Annotated in this window: 15 protein-coding genes; 11 read left to right on the top strand and 4 right to left on the bottom strand. The window is 72.3% G+C overall.

Translation table 11 applies throughout. The features are described from left to right. Positions 1–148: 148 nt before the first annotated feature. The 6 genes from DFQ13_RS31260 to DFQ13_RS31235 all read left to right on the top strand — a co-directional run bounded on the left by DFQ13_RS31260 (position 149) and on the right by DFQ13_RS31235 (position 7,666). Positions 149–2,989, top strand: a complete 2,841-nt coding sequence (locus DFQ13_RS31260) for an aconitate hydratase (protein ID WP_110082409.1) — start codon at positions 149–151, stop codon at positions 2,987–2,989. Positions 2,990–3,168: 179 nt separating this feature from the next. Continuing rightward, entirely contained in the window at positions 3,169–3,999 is an 831-nt protein-coding gene (locus tag DFQ13_RS31255; protein WP_110082408.1) for a helix-turn-helix domain-containing protein, read from the top strand. Positions 4,000–4,001: 2 nt separating this feature from the next. Then, on the top strand, positions 4,002–4,157 hold the full coding sequence (locus tag DFQ13_RS31250) for a DUF397 domain-containing protein (protein ID WP_110082424.1): 156 nt from the start codon (positions 4,002–4,004) through the stop codon (positions 4,155–4,157). A 201-nt stretch (positions 4,158–4,358) separates the two neighbouring features. Beyond that, positions 4,359–4,655 (top strand): hypothetical protein, encoded by a 297-nt coding sequence (locus DFQ13_RS31245; protein WP_035281400.1) that lies wholly within the window; start codon positions 4,359–4,361, stop codon positions 4,653–4,655. After that, complete coding sequence (locus tag DFQ13_RS33390) at positions 4,648–5,265, top strand: DUF6879 family protein (protein ID WP_146241420.1); 618 nt, start codon at positions 4,648–4,650, stop codon at positions 5,263–5,265. The genes DFQ13_RS31245 and DFQ13_RS33390 overlap by 8 nt, the downstream gene beginning before the upstream one ends. A gap of 4 nt (positions 5,266–5,269) precedes the next feature. Further along, positions 5,270–7,666, top strand: coding sequence for an ATP-binding protein (locus tag DFQ13_RS31235; RefSeq protein ID WP_110082406.1), 2,397 nt, complete (start codon positions 5,270–5,272; stop codon positions 7,664–7,666). A 57-nt stretch (positions 7,667–7,723) separates the two neighbouring features. Here DFQ13_RS31235 and DFQ13_RS31230 read toward each other — a convergent pair whose 3' ends face one another. Continuing rightward, positions 7,724–8,368: an SRPBCC family protein gene (locus DFQ13_RS31230; protein ID WP_181400236.1), complete on the bottom strand. Its 645-nt coding sequence runs from the start codon at positions 8,366–8,368 to the stop codon at positions 7,724–7,726. Further along, entirely contained in the window at positions 8,365–8,778 is a 414-nt protein-coding gene (locus DFQ13_RS31225) for an ArsR/SmtB family transcription factor (protein WP_110082422.1), read from the bottom strand. The genes DFQ13_RS31230 and DFQ13_RS31225 overlap by 4 nt, the downstream gene beginning before the upstream one ends. Positions 8,779–9,189: 411 nt before the next feature. Between DFQ13_RS31225 and DFQ13_RS31220 the strand changes: the two genes are divergently transcribed. Continuing rightward, positions 9,190–10,317, top strand: coding sequence for a sensor histidine kinase (locus tag DFQ13_RS31220; RefSeq protein ID WP_233438669.1), 1,128 nt, complete (start codon positions 9,190–9,192; stop codon positions 10,315–10,317). Further along, complete coding sequence (locus tag DFQ13_RS31215; protein ID WP_407643237.1) at positions 10,314–10,961, top strand: response regulator transcription factor; 648 nt, start codon at positions 10,314–10,316, stop codon at positions 10,959–10,961. Before DFQ13_RS31220 ends, DFQ13_RS31215 begins: the two co-directional genes overlap by 4 nt. Positions 10,962–10,997: 36 nt before the next feature. On the opposite strand, the gene DFQ13_RS31210 is transcribed toward DFQ13_RS31215, so the two are convergent. After that, entirely contained in the window at positions 10,998–12,545 is a 1,548-nt protein-coding gene (locus tag DFQ13_RS31210; RefSeq protein WP_110082404.1) for an alpha/beta hydrolase, read from the bottom strand. Positions 12,546–12,763: 218 nt separating this feature from the next. Here DFQ13_RS31210 and DFQ13_RS31205 point away from each other — a divergent pair, with 218 nt between their 5' ends. Further along, a complete protein-coding gene (locus tag DFQ13_RS31205; RefSeq protein ID WP_110082403.1) occupies positions 12,764–13,570 on the top strand; it encodes a 3-keto-5-aminohexanoate cleavage protein in 807 nt (268 codons plus the stop codon). Positions 13,571–13,616: 46 nt separating this feature from the next. Here the strand turns inward: DFQ13_RS31205 and DFQ13_RS31200 are convergent, their stop codons facing one another. Beyond that, positions 13,617–14,792 carry a metallophosphoesterase gene (locus DFQ13_RS31200; protein ID WP_110082402.1) on the bottom strand — a complete coding sequence of 392 codons (1,176 nt, stop codon included), beginning with the start codon at positions 14,790–14,792 and terminating at the stop codon, positions 13,617–13,619. An 80-nt stretch (positions 14,793–14,872) separates the two neighbouring features. On the opposite strand from DFQ13_RS31200, the gene DFQ13_RS31195 reads away from it, so the two are divergent. Both DFQ13_RS31195 and DFQ13_RS31190 read left to right on the top strand, forming a co-directional pair. After that, the gene (locus DFQ13_RS31195) at positions 14,873–15,760 is read left to right on the top strand and encodes an AAA family ATPase (protein ID WP_110082421.1); all 888 of its coding nucleotides are present in this window, start codon (positions 14,873–14,875) and stop codon (positions 15,758–15,760) included. Next, positions 15,757–17,112 (top strand): VWA domain-containing protein, encoded by a 1,356-nt coding sequence (locus tag DFQ13_RS31190; RefSeq protein WP_110082401.1) that lies wholly within the window; start codon positions 15,757–15,759, stop codon positions 17,110–17,112. Before DFQ13_RS31195 ends, DFQ13_RS31190 begins: the two co-directional genes overlap by 4 nt. Positions 17,113–17,115 lie beyond the last annotated feature (3 nt).

Below are 17,115 nucleotides of genomic sequence, written 5' to 3'. Positions count from 1 at the left end.
ATGGATCACATCCCACGGGTCGGACGCCACCCCTTGAACCGAAATACAGGACAAGCGTACTGTTTGAACCGTGAGGCAGTCGCGCACACCCGCCCCGGGTGCGACAGACTCACAGCCGAACTGACATGCGCCGCCACTGGAGTTGGACGTGACCACACCGAGTTCCGCACCCGAAGGCACCGAGGGCAACCTCGACAGCTTCGGCGCCCGAGCCACGCTGACCGTCGGCGACGCCTCTTACGAGGTGTTCCGATTGGACGCGGTCGAGGGGTCCGAGCGCCTGCCCTACAGCCTCAAGATCCTGCTGGAGAACCTGCTGCGCACCGAGGACGGTGCGAACATCACCGCCGACCACGTGCGCGCCCTCGCCGCCTGGGACCCGAAGGCCGAGCCGTCGACGGAGATCCAGTTCACGCCGGGCCGCGTGGTCATGCAGGACTTCACCGGCGTGCCCTGCATCGTCGACCTGGCCACCATGCGCGAGGCGGTCACCGCCTTGGGCGGCGACCCGGCGAAGGTGAACCCGCTGGCCCCGGCCGAGATGGTCATCGACCACTCGGTCATCGCCGACGTCTTCGGCCGCCCGGACGCCTTCGAGCGCAACGTGGACCTGGAGTACGAGCGCAACAAGGAGCGCTACCAGTTCCTGCGCTGGGGCCAGACCGCGTTCGACGAGTTCAAGGTCGTCCCCCCGGGCACCGGCATCGTCCACCAGGTCAACATCGAGCACCTGGCCCGCGTGGTCATGGTCCGCAACGGGCAGGCGTACCCCGACACCCTGGTCGGCACCGACTCGCACACCACCATGGTCAACGGCCTGGGCGTGCTGGGCTGGGGCGTGGGCGGCATCGAGGCCGAGGCCGCGATGCTGGGCCAGCCGGTGTCGATGCTGATCCCGAAGGTCGTCGGCTTCAAGCTGCACGGCGAGCTGCCCGCGGGCGCCACCGCCACCGACCTGGTGCTGACCATCACCGAGATGCTGCGCAAGCAGGGCGTCGTCGGCAAGTTCGTCGAGTTCTACGGCTCGGGCGTGTCCGCGGTGCCGCTGGCCAACCGCGCCACCATCGGCAACATGAGCCCGGAGTTCGGCTCGACCGCGGCGATGTTCCCGGTCGACGCCGAGACCATCGAGTACCTGAGGTTCACCGGCCGCTCCGCCGAGCAGGTGGCGCTGGTCGAGGCCTACGCCAAGGAGCAGGGCCTCTGGCACGACCCGTCGGTCGAGCCGGTGTTCTCCGAGGTGCTGGAGCTGGACCTGGCCAGCGTCGTGCCGTCCATCGCGGGCCCGAAGCGCCCGCAGGACCGCATCGAGCTGGCGGCGGCGAAGCAGTCCTTCCGCGACGCGCTGGGCAGCTACGCCGTCGACGAGCCCAAGACGGCGGTGGACGAGGCGGTCGAGGAGAGCTTCCCGGCCAGCGACTCCCCCACCCCGCCCGCCGGTGACGAGGTCCCGCCGCAGGTCACGCACTCCGCGGCCGTCAACGCCACCGGCCGCACCAGCAAGCCGACCACGATCACCCTGGACGGCAACACCTTCGAGATCGACCACGGCGCGGTCGCGATCGCCGCGATCACCTCGTGCACCAACACCTCGAACCCGTCGGTGATGATCGGCGCGGCGCTGCTGGCGAAGAAGGCCGTCGAGCGCGGCCTGGAGCGCAAGCCCTGGGTGAAGACCACCCTGGCGCCGGGCTCGAAGGTCGTCTCGGACTACTTCGACCGCGCGGGCCTGACCCCGTACCTGGACAAGCTGGGCTTCAACCTGGTCGGGTACGGCTGCACCACCTGCATCGGCAACTCCGGCCCGCTCCAGGAGGAGATCTCCGCCGGGGTGCAGGAGGCCGACCTGGCGGTGGTGTCGGTGCTGTCGGGCAACCGCAACTTCGAGGGCCGGATCAACCCGGACATCAAGATGAACTACCTGGCCTCCCCGCCGCTGGTGGTGGCCTACGCGCTGGCCGGGTCGATGGACATCGACATCACCACCGAGCCGCTGGGCACCGGGTCCGACGGGCAGCCGGTGCACCTGGCCGACATCTGGCCGTCGCCGCAGGAGATCAACGACGTCATCGCCTCGGCGCTGTCGGCGGAGAGCTTCTCCAGCAGCTACAAGGACGTGTTCGCGGGCGACGAGCGCTGGAAGTCGCTGCCCACGCCCACCGGCAAGACGTTCGAGTGGGACGGCGAGTCCACCTACGTCCGCAAGCCCCCGTACTTCGAGGGCATGGAGATGCGGCCCGCCCCGGTCACCGACATCTCCGGTGCCCGCGTGCTGGCCCTGCTGGGCGATTCGGTCACCACCGACCACATCTCCCCCGCGGGTGCGATCAAGGCCGACACCCCGGCGGGCAAGTACCTCACCGAGCACGGCGTCGAGCGGCGGGACTTCAACTCCTACGGCTCGCGGCGCGGCAACCACGAGGTCATGATCCGGGGCACCTTCGCCAACATCCGCCTGCGCAACCTCCTGCTGGCGGACGAGAACGGCGGCCAGGGCGTCCAGGGCGGCTACACCCGCGACTTCACCAAGGGCGGCGAGCAGGCGTTCATCTACGACGCCGCGCAGAACTACGCCGAGGCGGGCACCCCCCTGGTCATCCTGGCGGGCAAGGAGTACGGCTCCGGCTCGTCGCGCGACTGGGCGGCGAAGGGCACGTCGCTGCTGGGCGTCCGCGCGGTCATCGCCGAGAGCTTCGAGCGCATCCACCGCTCCAACCTGATCGGCATGGGCGTCCTCCCGCTCCAGTTCCCGCAGGGCAAGACGGCGGAGTCCCTGGGCCTCGACGGCACCGAGACCTACGCGTTCGAGGGCGTCACGGAGCTGAACGACGGCACCACCCCCCGCACGGTCAAGGTGACGGCGGCCAAGGAGGACGGCACGGAGGTCACCTTCGACGCCGACGTCCGCATCGACACCCCCGGCGAGGCGGACTACTACCGCAACGGCGGCATCATGCAGTACGTGCTGCGCAAGATGGTCAACAGCTAGGCTCTGTCCTCTCCACCCGCCGAGGGGCGGGTCTCGTCCACAGTGGACGAGACCCGCCCCTCGGCCGTTCCGGTCGCAACTCGCGATACGCTCGACATCTACAGCGCGGCAGGGGTGCCCCAGACTGTAGATTCCCCGCACCGGACGGCGCGTGTCCTTGCAGGGGTGGAAAGGAAACCGTGTCAGGACAACGGAAGAACCCGCAGGCGCGCGACCGGACGATCGGCGCCCAACTCAAGGCCGTCCGGGTGGAACAGACGTCGCTGAACCTGGAGGCCGCCGCCAAGGCGATCGGCTGGTCGACGGCCACGCTCAGCCGCACGGAGAACGGCAAGCGCCACATCACCAGCGAGGACGTGGCCACGGTCCTCGCCATCTACGGCGTGCCGATCGCCCAGCGCGAGGAGCTGATCGAGAGCGCCCGCGTGGGCACCCAGGCGGGCTGGTGGTCCCGCCCCCTCCCAGGAGTGCTGCCCGACGTGGGCACCCTGGCCAGCTACGAAGCATCGGCCAGAGCGATCACCGACTGGTCGCTCACCATCGTTCCCGGACTGCTGCAAACCGAGCGATACGCCAAGGGCATCATGGTGGACGACGGCGCTGCGCCGGAGAGCATCGAGATGCTCTGGATCGCGCGCCTACGTCGGCAACAGGTGTTGCCCAAGGTCGAGTACGTGGCGTTCATCCACGAGAGCGCGCTCCGAAGGGCATTCGGTGGCGCCGATGCCCTCAGGGAGCAACTGGGCCACCTGATGGATGCCGTCTCTCGGGGCTACAGCGTTCGCATCGTTCGAGAGCCCGTGCCACACCGCGTGCTGATGCATTCATGGATGCTGTTGGACTTCCCAGAAGCCGCCCCTGTGCTCCATGTCGAGCTGCACGGAAGCAGCATCTATCTGCATGACTCCGAGGTGCACGGCTATGAGAACATGCGCTTGATCCTCGATCGCTTGGCCCTTTCCAGTGCGGAAAGCCGCAGTATGATCGAGCGACTACGAGAAAGGTTGTGATCATGGAGTGGCGCAAGTCGTCCCGCTCGACCAGCACCAGCAACTGTGTTGAGCTGCGGCAGGACCTCACGGCCGTGCGCGACAGCAAGCGACCCGGCGTCACCCTTCCGGTGACCCGCACCGCCATCCGAGAGCTGATCACCAAGCTCGGCCGCTGACGAGACCACAAGCCGGGGGGTGGGCCGGGCACACCCCTGCCCACCCCCCGGACCGGCTCGTCAGCTCAACCCCACCGATCGCAAGGCTTGACCGATTCCGAAAACCCCTATCACCCGATCGCACATTTGGCGCACGGGTTGAAACTGCCATTCCGCTGGTACGCTTCACCATTCGGGCTGAATGCGCGAGGGGAAGCAGCCATGGCCACGAAAAGCTGGCAACCGGACCCGTCGGCAACTTTGAGCAGACGACTGGGGATCTCGCCGAGGGAACCAGGCAGTGGGGGCGATGACGACGCCGCCAGCACCACCACCAAGAAGACCTGCCCGGACATCTGGGAACTGTCCAATGGGGACATCGCGGTGATAGGCCGGGACCTGACGGACGTCTACCGGCCCCAGTTGCCCGACGACATGAGCGTCGGCGACGGTGAACGACTGGTCGTCATCCCCGGGCCGATGCTCAGAGCGGCGAAGAAAGACATCCCGGATGCATGAACTGTCACTGCGGGCCAACGGCGAACCACTCGAACCCGAAGCCTATGACAAGAAGTTCACCGAAGACTACGAGAAGCTCGGCCGACACGGCGGCGAGTTCTGGAAACTGGAACGAAGACAACTCTTCCAGGAGCCGGGGATGCCCAGTTGGCACGCCTACCTCAGCGGCGACTGGGAAGAGGCCCTTCGACTTGCCGAAGAATTACGACCCGACCTCGAACAGGAGTACCGCGAGGATGCCGCCCGGGGCATCCGCACGCGGTGGACGAAGGTCGTGGAGCTGCCGATGACCCCGTTCATCCAGTGGGCGTTCCACCCGCTGCGGGTGCGGGCTCAATCCGGTGAGGACATGCGGGTGGTGGAGGCGGAGAAGGTGGCGCGGTTCGAGCGCGACGCACCCCTGCCCGAGGTGGTCACCCTGGGCACCGATGTCATGTACGAGGTCCTGTACACCGACAACGGTGAGCACACCGGCGCCATTCGCACCGAGGACCGGTCGACGGTCGCCCGCTGTCGTCGACTCATGGCGGACCTGCACGAGATGGGCGAGGACTTCGAGAGCTTCTACCAGCGCGAGGTCGCCCACCTGGAACCGCCGCGAGGCCAGTGACCCGATGCGGCAGGACGACCACCCCGCGCGGGAGAACAGCGCCGAGATCGGCGGCTCGGCCTCCGACGTCGTCCAGGCGGGAACGGTCCACGGCGGCGTTCACATCCACGGTCAGGCGAACAGCCCGACCCGGCGGGTTCCACGCCAGTTGCCGGGCGATGTGAGCGGGTTCGTCAACCGGTCGAAGGAGTTGACCGCGCTCAGCACCGCCCTCACCGAGCGGCACGAACCCCTGGTCGTCGGGATCTACGTCCTCACCGGCACCGCCGGAGTCGGGAAGACCGCCCTGGCGCTGCACTGGGCGCACGCCGCTCGGCACAACTTCCCCGACGGTCAGCTGTACGTGAACCTGCGCGGCCACGACCCGGGGCTGCCGGTGACGCCTGAGCAGGCCCTCGACCGCTTCCTGCGCTCACTGGGCGTGCCGCCGGACGGCATCCCGGTGGAATTGGAGGACAAGTCGGCGCTCTACCGCACCATCCTCGCCGAGCAGCGGGTGCTCGTCGTGCTGGACAACGCCGCGAGCGTCGGGCAGGTCAGACCCCTGCTGCCCGGCAACGCGGACTGCCTCGTCGTCGTGACCAGTCGCAACCGCCTCTCCGGGCTGGTGGTCAGGGATGGCGCTCGCCGATTGGTGCTGGACACGCTGTCCGAGGCGGAAGCGGTCGAGTTGCTCAAGACGGTCACCGCGGCCTACCGGAACCCGGACGACCCGGCTGACCTGGTCGAGCTGGCGGCGCTGTGCGCGCGGTTGCCGCTCGCCTTGCGGATCGCGGCCGAGCGCGCGTCGAGCAGGCCGCTGATGCTGCTGCACGAACTGATCAGCGAGTTGCGCGACGAGTCGGGGTTGTGGGACGCGCTGACATCCGACGAGGAGGAGTCCGACGCCGTGCGAACGGTGTTCGCCTGGTCCTACCGGGCTCTGCCCGCCGACGCCGCCAGGGCGTTCCGGCTCCTGGGCCTGCACCCCGGGCCGGAGTTCAGCGCCCAAGCGGCCGCGGCGCTGATCGGGGCGGGCACCGCCCGGGCCCGGTCGCTGCTGGACGTACTCGTCGGCTGCCACGTGCTCGAACAGCGGTCGCCTGCGCGCTACGAATTCCACGACCTGCTGCGGGCCTACGCCATCGACCAAGTGGTCACGCAGGAAGCAGAGGAGGATCGCCGGGCAGCGGTGGAACGGGTGGTCGCCTGGTACGTGCTGTCCGCGCGATCCGCCGTCTCCATTCTCTGCCCGCTGGACCCGGACGTCCTGTTGGACGCGCCCGAGGCAGAGGTCACCGCGCTGGCGTTCGACGGGTACGACGCCGCTTTCCGCTGGTATGAGGAAGAGCAGGCGAACTTCGTCGGGGCCACCCGGGCAGCGGCCGATGCGGGTCTGCACCGGCTTGCGTGGCAGTTGCCCGCGGTGCTGTGGAGCGTCTACGCCATCCAGAACCCCATCGAGGACTGGGTTCTCACCACGACCACCGGATTGGCTTCGGCCAGGGCGATCCGGGACCGGTTCGGCGAAGCGCAGTTGCTGGCCAGCCTGGGGATGGCCCACCTGCAATCTCACCAGTTGGAAAAAGCCGAGGAGTTCCACTTGGCGGCCTTGGCGGTCCGCGAGGACCTCAACGACAGCAGCGGCATCGCCCAGTCGACCAACGACCTCGGCCTGCTGGCCAACCGACGGCACCGCCTGTTCGCGGCTCGAACCCACTTCGAGCAGGCACTGGCGGCCTTCCGGGAAGTGGGTGACCGGGCCAACGAGGCCTACCTGCTGAGCAACCTGGGTGTGCTCCAGAGCGATCTGGACCAGCACGCGGCGGGCATCGAGACCATCCGGGAATCGCTGTCCATCAGCCGCGAGGTCGGCGACCGGCTCGCCGAGAGCAACGCGTTGATCTGCCTGGCCATCGCGCACCGGCGATCCGGGCACCTCCGGGACGCCGACTCGGCCCTGCGGGCCGCTCTGGAAATCGCCCTGGCCGACAGCTACCCCGTCTGCGAGGCGGTCAGCCTGCTGGAATCGGGGTACCTCCGCCTCGCCGAGGGCGATCCGGCGGAGGCGCTGCCGTTGTTCCAGCACGCGGCATCCATGCAGCGGAGGCTGGGAGACCGGAGCCGTGAGGCGATAGCCCTGGACAGCGCGGGGATGGCCTACCAGCGGCTCGGCAGGCCGGACGAGGCCATCCCGTTCCACCGCATTGCCGTCTCCACCCACCGCGATCTCGGCGACCAGTGGCAGTTCGCCCTCGCACTCGACCGGCTGGCGACCGCCCTGCGCGAATCCGACCAGCCCGAACAGGCACGGCCCCAGTGGGTCGCGGCGTTGTCGATCCTGTCGACGTTCGACGACCCGCAGGCGGTGCGGGTGCGAGACCGGGTCACCTCGAACCTGGCCAATCTCGCGGACGAGTAGCGAGATCCGTGCGGGGGCAAGCTCGCGATCTGCGGTTGGGTCACCGCGGCAGGGGTGTCAGGTCGGGTCGGGTGCGTAGAACTTGGTGGTGGCTTCGACTGCGGCCGCGACGTGCTCCGGTTCGCCACCGGCTGCCAGGTGGGCTTGGCCCCAGGCCGCGGCGCTGCGCCTGCTGAACTCGCGCCCCTCGGGCGACTTCTCGAACGCCTCGTGGCCTGCGATCTCGCCACCGGCCAGGAACCGGCCCAGGGCGAGCAGCCCCAGGTCCCAGCCGACGCCGCCCGCGCCGGGGCCGTAGGTCGGGAAGGAGGGCTCCCCGACGGCTGCCGCGTGGATCAGCTCGAACTCGGTGTCGCCGGTCGGGCCCGGGGTCAGGCGCACTTCCACCTCGCTCGTGCCGGGCCAGGCGTCGGCGTCCGGTCCGTAGAGCCAGGACACCCTGAGCAGGCGCGGCGGCTCGCACCGGAGGATTTCGCCGTGCTCGCCACCGTCCAACTCGAACTTCCCGCCGAGGCGCAGGTCGCCGGTGACCGGTTTCAACCAGCGGTGCAGCCGCTCGGGGCTGGTGATGGCGTCCCAGACGTCGTCGATCTGCGCGTCGTACCGTCGCCGCAGCTCCACGGTGTACGCCTCGCCCGCGGGCAGGTTGCCCTTGCCCATCGCCCGGTGCGCGGCGGCCAGCTCCTCCAACACGTCTTTCATCTGTCCTGCCCCTTCGGTGGTGGATCGGTCTCGCCCGCATCGGTGCCGGACCCGGTCGGTCGGGTGGGCGCCGCACCGGTCGGGGTCCTGCGGGCACGCCTGCCCCGGGCCAGTTCGGTTCCCAGGGCGTCGAGGCGTTGTTCCCAGAGCAGGCGGAACCGGTCCAGCCACGCGTCGACCTCGCTCAGCGGCGCGGGTTCGATGGCGTAGAACCGGCGGGTGCCCTGAGCCCGCACCGACGTGAACCCGCTGTCGCGCAGCACTCGCAGGTGCTGGGAGACGGCCGGTTGGGAGATCGCGAACTCGGCCCGGATGACATCCGTGATCGCACCGGAGGTCTGCTCACCATCGGCCAGCAGTTCCAGGATGCGCCTGCGCACGGGATCGCCGAGGATGTCGAACGCGTGCATGACGGAGACCATACCGGCCTCTGCTTATATAAGTCAATCCTGCCCCTTGGGCGCCGCGTCGGCTCGGCCCGCCGAACCGGCGCCGCCGCGCGGGCGGCGCCGGTTGCCCGACGGACGCGCACCACCCGCCCGGCCGCAGCACGCGGTGCGGATCGGCGAGGACACCCCCCAGGGCCCTCGACGGCGCACAGCGGTGCGGCGGCACGGGGTCGAGCAGACAGCCACCGGTTTCCGGTTCCGGCGCGCGGCGGACCGGGCGGGGCCGGGAGGATGGCCGTCATGGCGATCAGCCTCCCGGGCGCGGCCCGCGCGCACATCGGCCGGACGGTCACCGGGCACCCGCCCACCGGAGGGGGCGGGGTCGACTTTGGTCGCTGTCCGACCCCACTGACCCGCCATACGCTGGGCACCGTGGACGACGGGGAGCGGTGTCGGGCGCGGCGGATCGCGCTGCCGCTGGTCGCGGTGGGCGTGTTCGCCGCCACCTACGGCGAATACGTCTCCGGGGTGGAGACCGGCCTGCTGCTGTTCAACCTGGCGGTGGGCCTGGTGGGCGTCGCCGCGGTGCCGGTGATGCTGCGCAGGCCGGTGCCCGTGGCGGTGGTGCTGGGGTGCCTGGCCGCGCTGACGTCGCCGGTCACGCTGCCCGCGAACGTGGCGCTGGTGCAGGTCGCGCGCACCCGGCCGATGCCGCTGGCGGGGCTGGTGGCGCTGGTGCAGGTCTGCGGGCACGCGGTGCGCGGGCTGTGGTGGCCGGTGCCGGGTCTGTCGTTCGGGTGGTACCTGGTGCTGACGGTGATCGTGCACGCCGGGCTGCTCGGGTGGGGGGCGCTGGCCAAGGCGCGGGCACTGGTGATCGGCTCGCTGCGGGAGCGGGCGCGGCGGGCGGAGGCCGAGCAGGGCAGGCTGGTCGCCGAGGCCAGGGTGGCCGAGCGGACCGCGATCGCCAGGGAGATGCACGACGTGCTGGCACACCGGCTGTCGCTGCTGACCACCTACGCGGGTGCCCTGGAGTACCGCCCGGACGCCCCGCCGGAGCGGCTGGCGCAGGGGGCGGCGGTCATCCGCGCCACCGCCCACCAGGCCCTGGAGGAGTTGCGCGAGGTCATCACCCTGCTCCGCGACGAGGACGGCGACGACGCCGAGCGCCCGCAGCCCGCCCTGGCCGACGTGCCCGCGCTGGTCGAGGAGACCCGGGCGGGCGGGACGCCGGTCCGGGTGCGCGACACCGTCGCCGACCCGGCCGCGCTGCCCGGCACCACCGGCCGCTGCGCCTACCGGGTGGTGCAGGAGGCGCTGACCAACGCCCGCAAGCACGCCCCCGGCGCCCCGGTCCGGGTGGACCTGGCGGGCAGCAGCGGTGACCGGCTGCTCATCGCGGTGACGAACCCGCTGTCCCCGCGCGGCAGCGGGGTCCCCGGCACCGGCAGCGGCCTGGTCGGGCTCACCGAGCGGGTGCGGCTGGCGGGCGGCGAACTCGACCACGAGCGCGCGGGCGGGGAGTTCCGGCTGCGGGCGTGGCTGCCGTGGCCCGCGTGAGCGTCCGGGTCCTGGTCGTCGACGACGACCCGCTGGTCCGCGCCGGGCTGACCACGATGCTCGACGGCGCCGAGGGCATCGCGGTGGTCGCCGAGGCGGGCGACGGCGCCGAGGTGCCCGCCGCGCTGGACGCCCACCCGGTCGACGTGGTGCTGATGGACATCCGGATGCCCCGGGTCAACGGCATCGAGGCCACCCGCCGGGTCCGCGCCCGCCCCGGCCCGCCCGAGGTCGTCGTCCTGACCACCTTCGACGCCGACGAGAACGTGCTCCGCGCCCTGCGCGCCGGGGCCAGCGGCTTCCTGCTCAAGGACGCGCCGCCCGCCGACATCGTCGCCGCCGTGCACCGGGTGGCGGAGGGGGAACCGGTGCTCTCCCCCAGGATCACCCGGCGCCTGATGGACCGGGTGGCGGTGGAGGCGGGCGCCCTCGACCGCGCCCGCGCGGCGCTGTCCACCCTGACCGCCCGCGAGCACGAGGTGGCGGTCGGCGTGGGGCGGGGCCTGTCGAACGCGGAGATCGCCGCGGAGCTGGGCGTCAGCACGGCCACGGTGAAGGCCCACCTCACCCGTGTCCTGGGCAAGCTCGCCCTGGGCAACCGCACCCAGATCGCCCTGCTGGTCCACGACGCGGACCTGCCCTGAGCGGACCCGTCCGCTGTGGACGCCCTCCGACCACGCTCAGCCCACCGCGAACGGCGCCACGTCCGGTTCGCACACCCGGCCCGGTTCCGGCAGCCGGAGGTCGACCAGGTACTCGGCCACCGCGCGGTCGACGCAGGCGCTGGAGCCGAGGATGCAGTGGCCGAAGGCGTCGACCGTCAGCAGGTGCGCGTTGCCGAGTTCAGCGGTCATCGCCTCGGCGAACAGGTGGCGGGTGGCCGGGTCGTGGCGGTTGCCGACGACCAGGGCCGGGTTGGGCGTGCGGGCGGTCCACGGGCCGGTGAACCGGTCGGTGCTGCGGCCGGGCCAGTCGGCGCAGGTGGCCGGGTCCCCCCAGCTCAGGCCGCGGCCGAACGTGGGCATCTCCGCGTCCCACCACTCGGCGATGCGCGGGACCAGCGACAGGGGCACCGGGAAGGGCTTGTCGGCGCAGTTGACCGCGGCGTAGGCGTCGTCGTCGGTGTAGGGGCTGTCGCGGCGGGGGTCGATGCGGGCGGCGGTGAGGTCGCGCATGGTGTCGGCGGTGAGCGGCGCGGGGGTGGAGCGTTCGGGGTGGGCGGCGGCGTAGGTGGCGGCGAAGAAGATGGCCAGCTTGGTGAACAGCGCGGGCCGGTACAGCGCGCCCGCCGTGGTGGTCACCAGGTCGTCGCGGCTGATGATGTAACCGCTGGGCAGGGTGACCGGGCCGGACTGCTCCAGAGCGTCGCGGGTGGCGTCGAACTTGGCCCGGGAGTCGGGGGCCAGCGGGCAGCCGACCTCGTCGCAGGTGCGCAGGTAGGCGTCCAGGGCCAGCTCGAAGCCCGCGGTGCGGCGGCGGTCGTGTTCGAGGCCGTCGGTGGTGCGCAGGGCCGGGTCGACGTTGCCGTCCAGGACGACCGCGCGGGTGCGGTCGGGGAACATGGCCGCGTAGGTGGCGCCGAGCAGCGTGCCGTAGGAGAAGCCCAGGTAGTTCAGCGCCGGGTCCCCCACCGCGGCGCGCAGCAGGTCGAGGTCGCGGGCCACGTCCGCCGTCGACATGTGGTCGAGGAGCGTGCCGCCGTTGCGCCCGCAGGACCGCTCGTAGGTGCGGTTCGCGGTGATCGCCTCGCGCACCTGCTCCGGGGTGACCGGAACCGACACCACGTTGGCGAACACCCCGTCGGCTTCCTCCTGGGTGGTGAAGCACCGCAGCGGCGTGCTGCGGCCCACCCCGCGCGGGTCGAAGCCGATCACGTCGAACCGCCGCAGCACCTCCGGTTCCAGGAACACCGGCGCGGCGGCCGCCATCAGGTACCCGCTGGCACCCGGTCCGCCGGGGTTGAGGAACAACGACCCGATCCTGGCGTCCCGGTCGTCGGCGGCCCGGCGCATCATCGCGATGGTGATGGTCTCCGCCCCCGGGTGGTCGTGGTCCAGCGGCACCGCGTACTCGGCGCAGTCGAACCGCCCCCGGTCCGCCTCGGGCACGCCACCCGGTTCCGCGCACTCGTGCCAGAGCACGTCCGGCACCGCGAGGGCCCGCGGCGCCACCCCCGCCACCGCCCCGACCACCAGCAGCGCCACGGCGACCAGCCGTCCCACTCGCATCGAACCCTCCGTCGATCCCCCCCGATCCGCCCCACACCCTGGCACGATCGCGCCCGGCCGTCACCGTGACACCGGGTGAAACCGCGCCCGCTCCGACTTCGTCCGCCGTCCGGGGCCGGTTGGAGGCGATGCCGCCGTGCACCACGCCGATCCGGGCCCGGGCCGGTCGACCGGCTCCGGCCAGGCGCGGTGGCGGGGACGCGGGTGACGGCAGACTGATGGGCGCCACCTGCGGAGCAGGCAACGGCGCGGACAGCGGGGAGGAAGCGTTGGACACCGGGGTGAAGCGGCTCAAGGTGTGCCTCAACGGCGAGCGGCGGCGGGACGAGCACCCCGCCGTACCGGTCACGGCCGCCGAGGTCGGGGCCGCCGCGGTCGAGGCGGTGGCGGCCGGGGCCGAGGCCGTGCACGTCCACCCGCGCGACGCGGGTGGGGTGGAATCGCTCGCGGCCGAGGACGTCGGCGCGGGCGTGCGCGCGGCCCGCGGCGCCGGGGTCGCGGTCGGGGTGTCCACCGGGTTGTGGATCACCGGCGGCGACGTCGCGCGGCGGCGGGCGGCGGTGCGCGGGTGGGCGGACCTGGCGGCGGAGCAGCGGCCGGACTTCGCCTCGGTCAACGCCGCCGAACCCGGGTTCGCCGACCTGGTGGGGGTGCTGCGCGACGCCGGGATCGGCGTGGAGGCCGGGGTGTGGTCGGTCCGGGACGCCGAGGTCGTCGGGCGCGGACCGTTCACCCGGGTCCTGGTGGAGATCACGGGCGGCGCGGACCCGGTGGGCCAGGCCGACGCGGTCCTCGCCAGGCTGGCCGGGCTCGGCGTCCGGGGCCCGCGGTTGCTGCACGGCGAGGGTGCCGCGTGCTGGCCGCTCGTCGCCCACGCCGGACGACTGGGCCTGCCGACCCGGATCGGTCTGGAGGACACGCTGCTCGGTCCGGGCGGCGAACCCGTCAGCGGCAACGCCGAACTGGTGCGGCTGGCCCTGGGCGTGTGGGCCGGTGGCCCCGCCGGGGCGGGGCCACCGGGGTGATCACCCGCACGGGTCGAACGGGGGTCGACCGGCGTGGGACCGCCCGTCAGCCCACCGGGGTCGAGCGCAGGACCAGCAGGCTGATCTCGCTCGGCGCGAACACCCGGAACGGCGGACCCCAGAAGCCCGCGCCCCGGCTCGTGTACAGGTGCGTGCGCTCGTTCAGCCTGGTCAACCCCTGCAACCACGGCTGGTCCAGCCGCACCAGCAGGTGGAACGGCCAGATCTGGCCGCCGTGGGTGTGACCGGACACCTGGAGGTCCACACCCGCCTCCACGGCGGTGGTGATCTGCTTGGGCTGGTGGGCCAGCAGCAGCACCGGCAGGTCCGGGTCGGTGCCCGCCAGGGCGGTGGCGATGTCGGGCTGGTGGCCGGGCAGGCCCGACGACGGGGCGGTGCGGTCGTCGATGCCCGCCACGACCAGCCGGGAGCCGCCGCGCTCGACGACGACGTGGCGGTTGTGCAGGGCCTCCCAGCCCAGTTCGGACATGCGGTCGAGCCAGCCCTGGGCCTCGTTGAAGTACTCGTGGTTGCCGGTGACGTAGACCCGGGCGAGGGTGGCGCGCACGTCGCCGAGCGGGGCGGACTGGGTGAGCCGCTGCGCGGGCGTGCCGTCGGCGATGTCGCCCGCGTGGGCGACGATGTCGGGGTCGAGGGCGTTGACCGCGGCCGTGGTGCGGGCCGACCAGCGGGATCGGTCGATCGGGCCGTAGTGGGTGTCGGCGAGCAGGACCAGCTTCACGCCGTCGAGGCCGGGGCCCAGGCGCGGCAGGTGCACCTCGGTGCGGCGGACCCGGGGCACGCGCATCGCCTCGTGGTGGCCGTGGGCCAGCAGCACCGCGGCGACCACCACGACCGCCGCCGCGACGACGCGGGAGCGGGTGGGGTCGTCCACCCCGGCCAGCACCAGGACCAGCTCGGCGAGCGCACCGAGGATGCTCCACACGAACAGCACCCAGGTGACACCCAACAGCACGTCGCCGACCACCGCGGCGCGGTCGCTGCGGCGGCCCTTGGTCATCGAGTACGGCAGGGCGACGGCACCGGCGAGGAAGACGGCCGAGCCGAGCGCCACGACCCACCCCGGCCAGTCCTGGCCACCGGCGACCAGCACCCACCACGGCACGCCGAACAACAGGGCGGCCACGACCAGCGCGACCACCAGGAACCGCAGGCGGCGCCGGGCCCGGACGGCCTGCTCGCGCTGTTCGGTCTGCGACATCGGGCCGCTCCTCTCCTGACCCCGGAACGATACCCGCGCCCGCACCGCGCCCGCCGTCGGCGCAGTACCGTGACCGGGTGATCGGAACCGGATACTTCGCCTCGGTCGACGAGGTGGTCGAGCGGCTGGCCGAGCAGGGCTACCTGGCCTCGGCCCCGGTCGCCACCACGGTGTTCCTCGCCGACCGGCTGGGGCGACCGCTGCTGGTCGAGGGCCCGGCGGGCGTCGGCAAGACCGAGCTGGCCAGGGCGGTGTCGGCGGCGACGGGCTCGCGGCTGGTCCGCCTCCAGTGCTACGAGGGCGTCGACGAGTCGCGGGCCCTGTACGAGTGGAACCACGCCAAGCAACTGCTGCGCATCACCGCGGGCCGCGACGAGGGCTGGGACCGGGCGCGGGCGGACATCTTCACCGAGGAGTACCTGCTCTCCCGCCCCCTGCTGACCGCCATCTCCGGCGACGAGCCCACGGTGCTGCTGGTGGACGAGGTGGACAAGGCCGACGTGGAGATCGAGGGCCTGCTGCTGGAGGTGCTGGGCGACTTCCAGGTGACGGTCCCGGAACTGGGCACCATCGTGGCCAAGCGCCGCCCGTTCACCGTGCTGACCTCCAACGCCACCCGCGACCTGTCCGACGCGCTGCGGCGGCGCTGCCTGTTCCTGCACATCGACTTCCCCGAGCCCGAGCTGGAACGGCGGATCGTGCGGGCCAAGGTGCCCGGCATCGACGAGGCGCTGACCGCGTCGGTGGTGGCCGTGGTCGGCGCGCTGCGGGCGATGGACCTGCGCAAGGCCCCCTCGGTCGCCGAAGCGGTCGACTGGGCCCGCACCCTGCTCGCCCTGGGCGCCGACACCCTCGACGAGGAGGTGGTGCGGGCCAGCCTCGGGGTGATCGTCAAGCACCAGGACGACATCACCCGCGTCCGCGACCGCCTCCGCCTGGACGAGGCCCTGGACGGCGCGGCGTCATGACCGGCGCGGGCCTGCCGGAGCGGCTGGTGGAGCTGGTCACCGCCTTGCGCGGGCACGGCGTCACGGCGGGCCCCAGCGAGACCGTCGACGCGGCGGCGGTCGCCGAGGTCCTGGGCCTGGCCGACCGGGAACGCCTGCGCGAGGGCCTGGCGGCGGCCCTGCTGCGCCGCGCCGGGCAGCGCCCGGTCTTCGACGCGGTGTTCGACGTGTGCTTCCCCCTGGGCGTCGGCGTGCCGGAGGGCGCCCGCGACCGGGACCGGGACCTCGACGACCTGCGCGCCGAACTCGTCGCCGCCCTCGCCGCCGAGGACGCGGGCGGCCTGGCCAGGCTCGCGGGCATCGCGGTCGAGGCGTTCGGCCGGTACGGCAGCGGCTCGGGCGGCGGCTTCTCCGCCTACGAGGCCCTGGAGAAGGTCCGCCCGCAGACCCTGCTGGTGCGCGTCCTCGCCGAAACCGGCGGCGGGCACGGCGACTTCACCGACCGCCTCGAACGCGACGAGGTGCGCCGCCGGATCGAGGCGTTCCGCACGGCGGTCCGCACCGAGGCCCGGCGGCGCACGGCGGAGGCGCGCGGCAGGCAGCGGGTGCTGGAGCACGCCGTGGCCCCGTCGGCGGACGGGGTGGACTTCCTGGTCGCCAACCGCGAACAGCTCGCCGAGCTGCGCCGCACCATCCGCCCGCTCTCGCGCAGGCTGGCCACCCGCCTCGCCGCCCGCAGGCGCCGCGCCAACCGGGGCCACATCGACATCCGCCGCACGCTGCGCCGCTCCCTGTCCACCGGCGGCGTCCCCCTGCGCCCGGCGTACCGGCGGCGCAGGCCGGGCCGCCCGGAGATCGTGCTCGTGTGCGACATGTCCGGCTCGGTGGCGGGCTTCGCCGACTTCACCATGCTCCTGGTCCAGGCCCTGCGCGACCAGTTCAGCAGGGTCCGCGTGTTCGGCTTCATCGACACGGTGGACGAGATCACCCACCTGGTCCACACCGGAGCCGCCGACCCGGAGGGCCTCAGCGCCCGCATCCACGCCGAGGCCACCCTGTCCACCTGGGACGGCCACAGCGACTACGGCCGGGCCTTCCGCCACTTCACCGAACGCCACGCGGAAGCCATCACCGCCAAGACCTCCCTGCTCATCCTGGGTGACGGCCGCACCAACGGCGGCGACCCGAACCTGGAAGCCCTGCGCGCCATGGTCTCCCCCGCCCGCCACGCCCACTGGCTCAACCCGGAACGCCGAGCCCTCTGGGCGGGCGGCGACTCGGAGGCGGACCGGTACGCGGAGGTGGTCCCCATGCACGAGTGCCGCAACACCCGCCAACTCACCACCCTGGTCGGCCGCCTCCTCCCCACCTGACCC

The organism is Actinokineospora spheciospongiae (assembly GCF_003182415.1).
Classification (GTDB): Bacteria; Actinomycetota; Actinomycetes; order Mycobacteriales; family Pseudonocardiaceae; genus Actinokineospora; species Actinokineospora spheciospongiae.
This window is presented reverse-complemented; position numbering and strand designations above follow the sequence as displayed.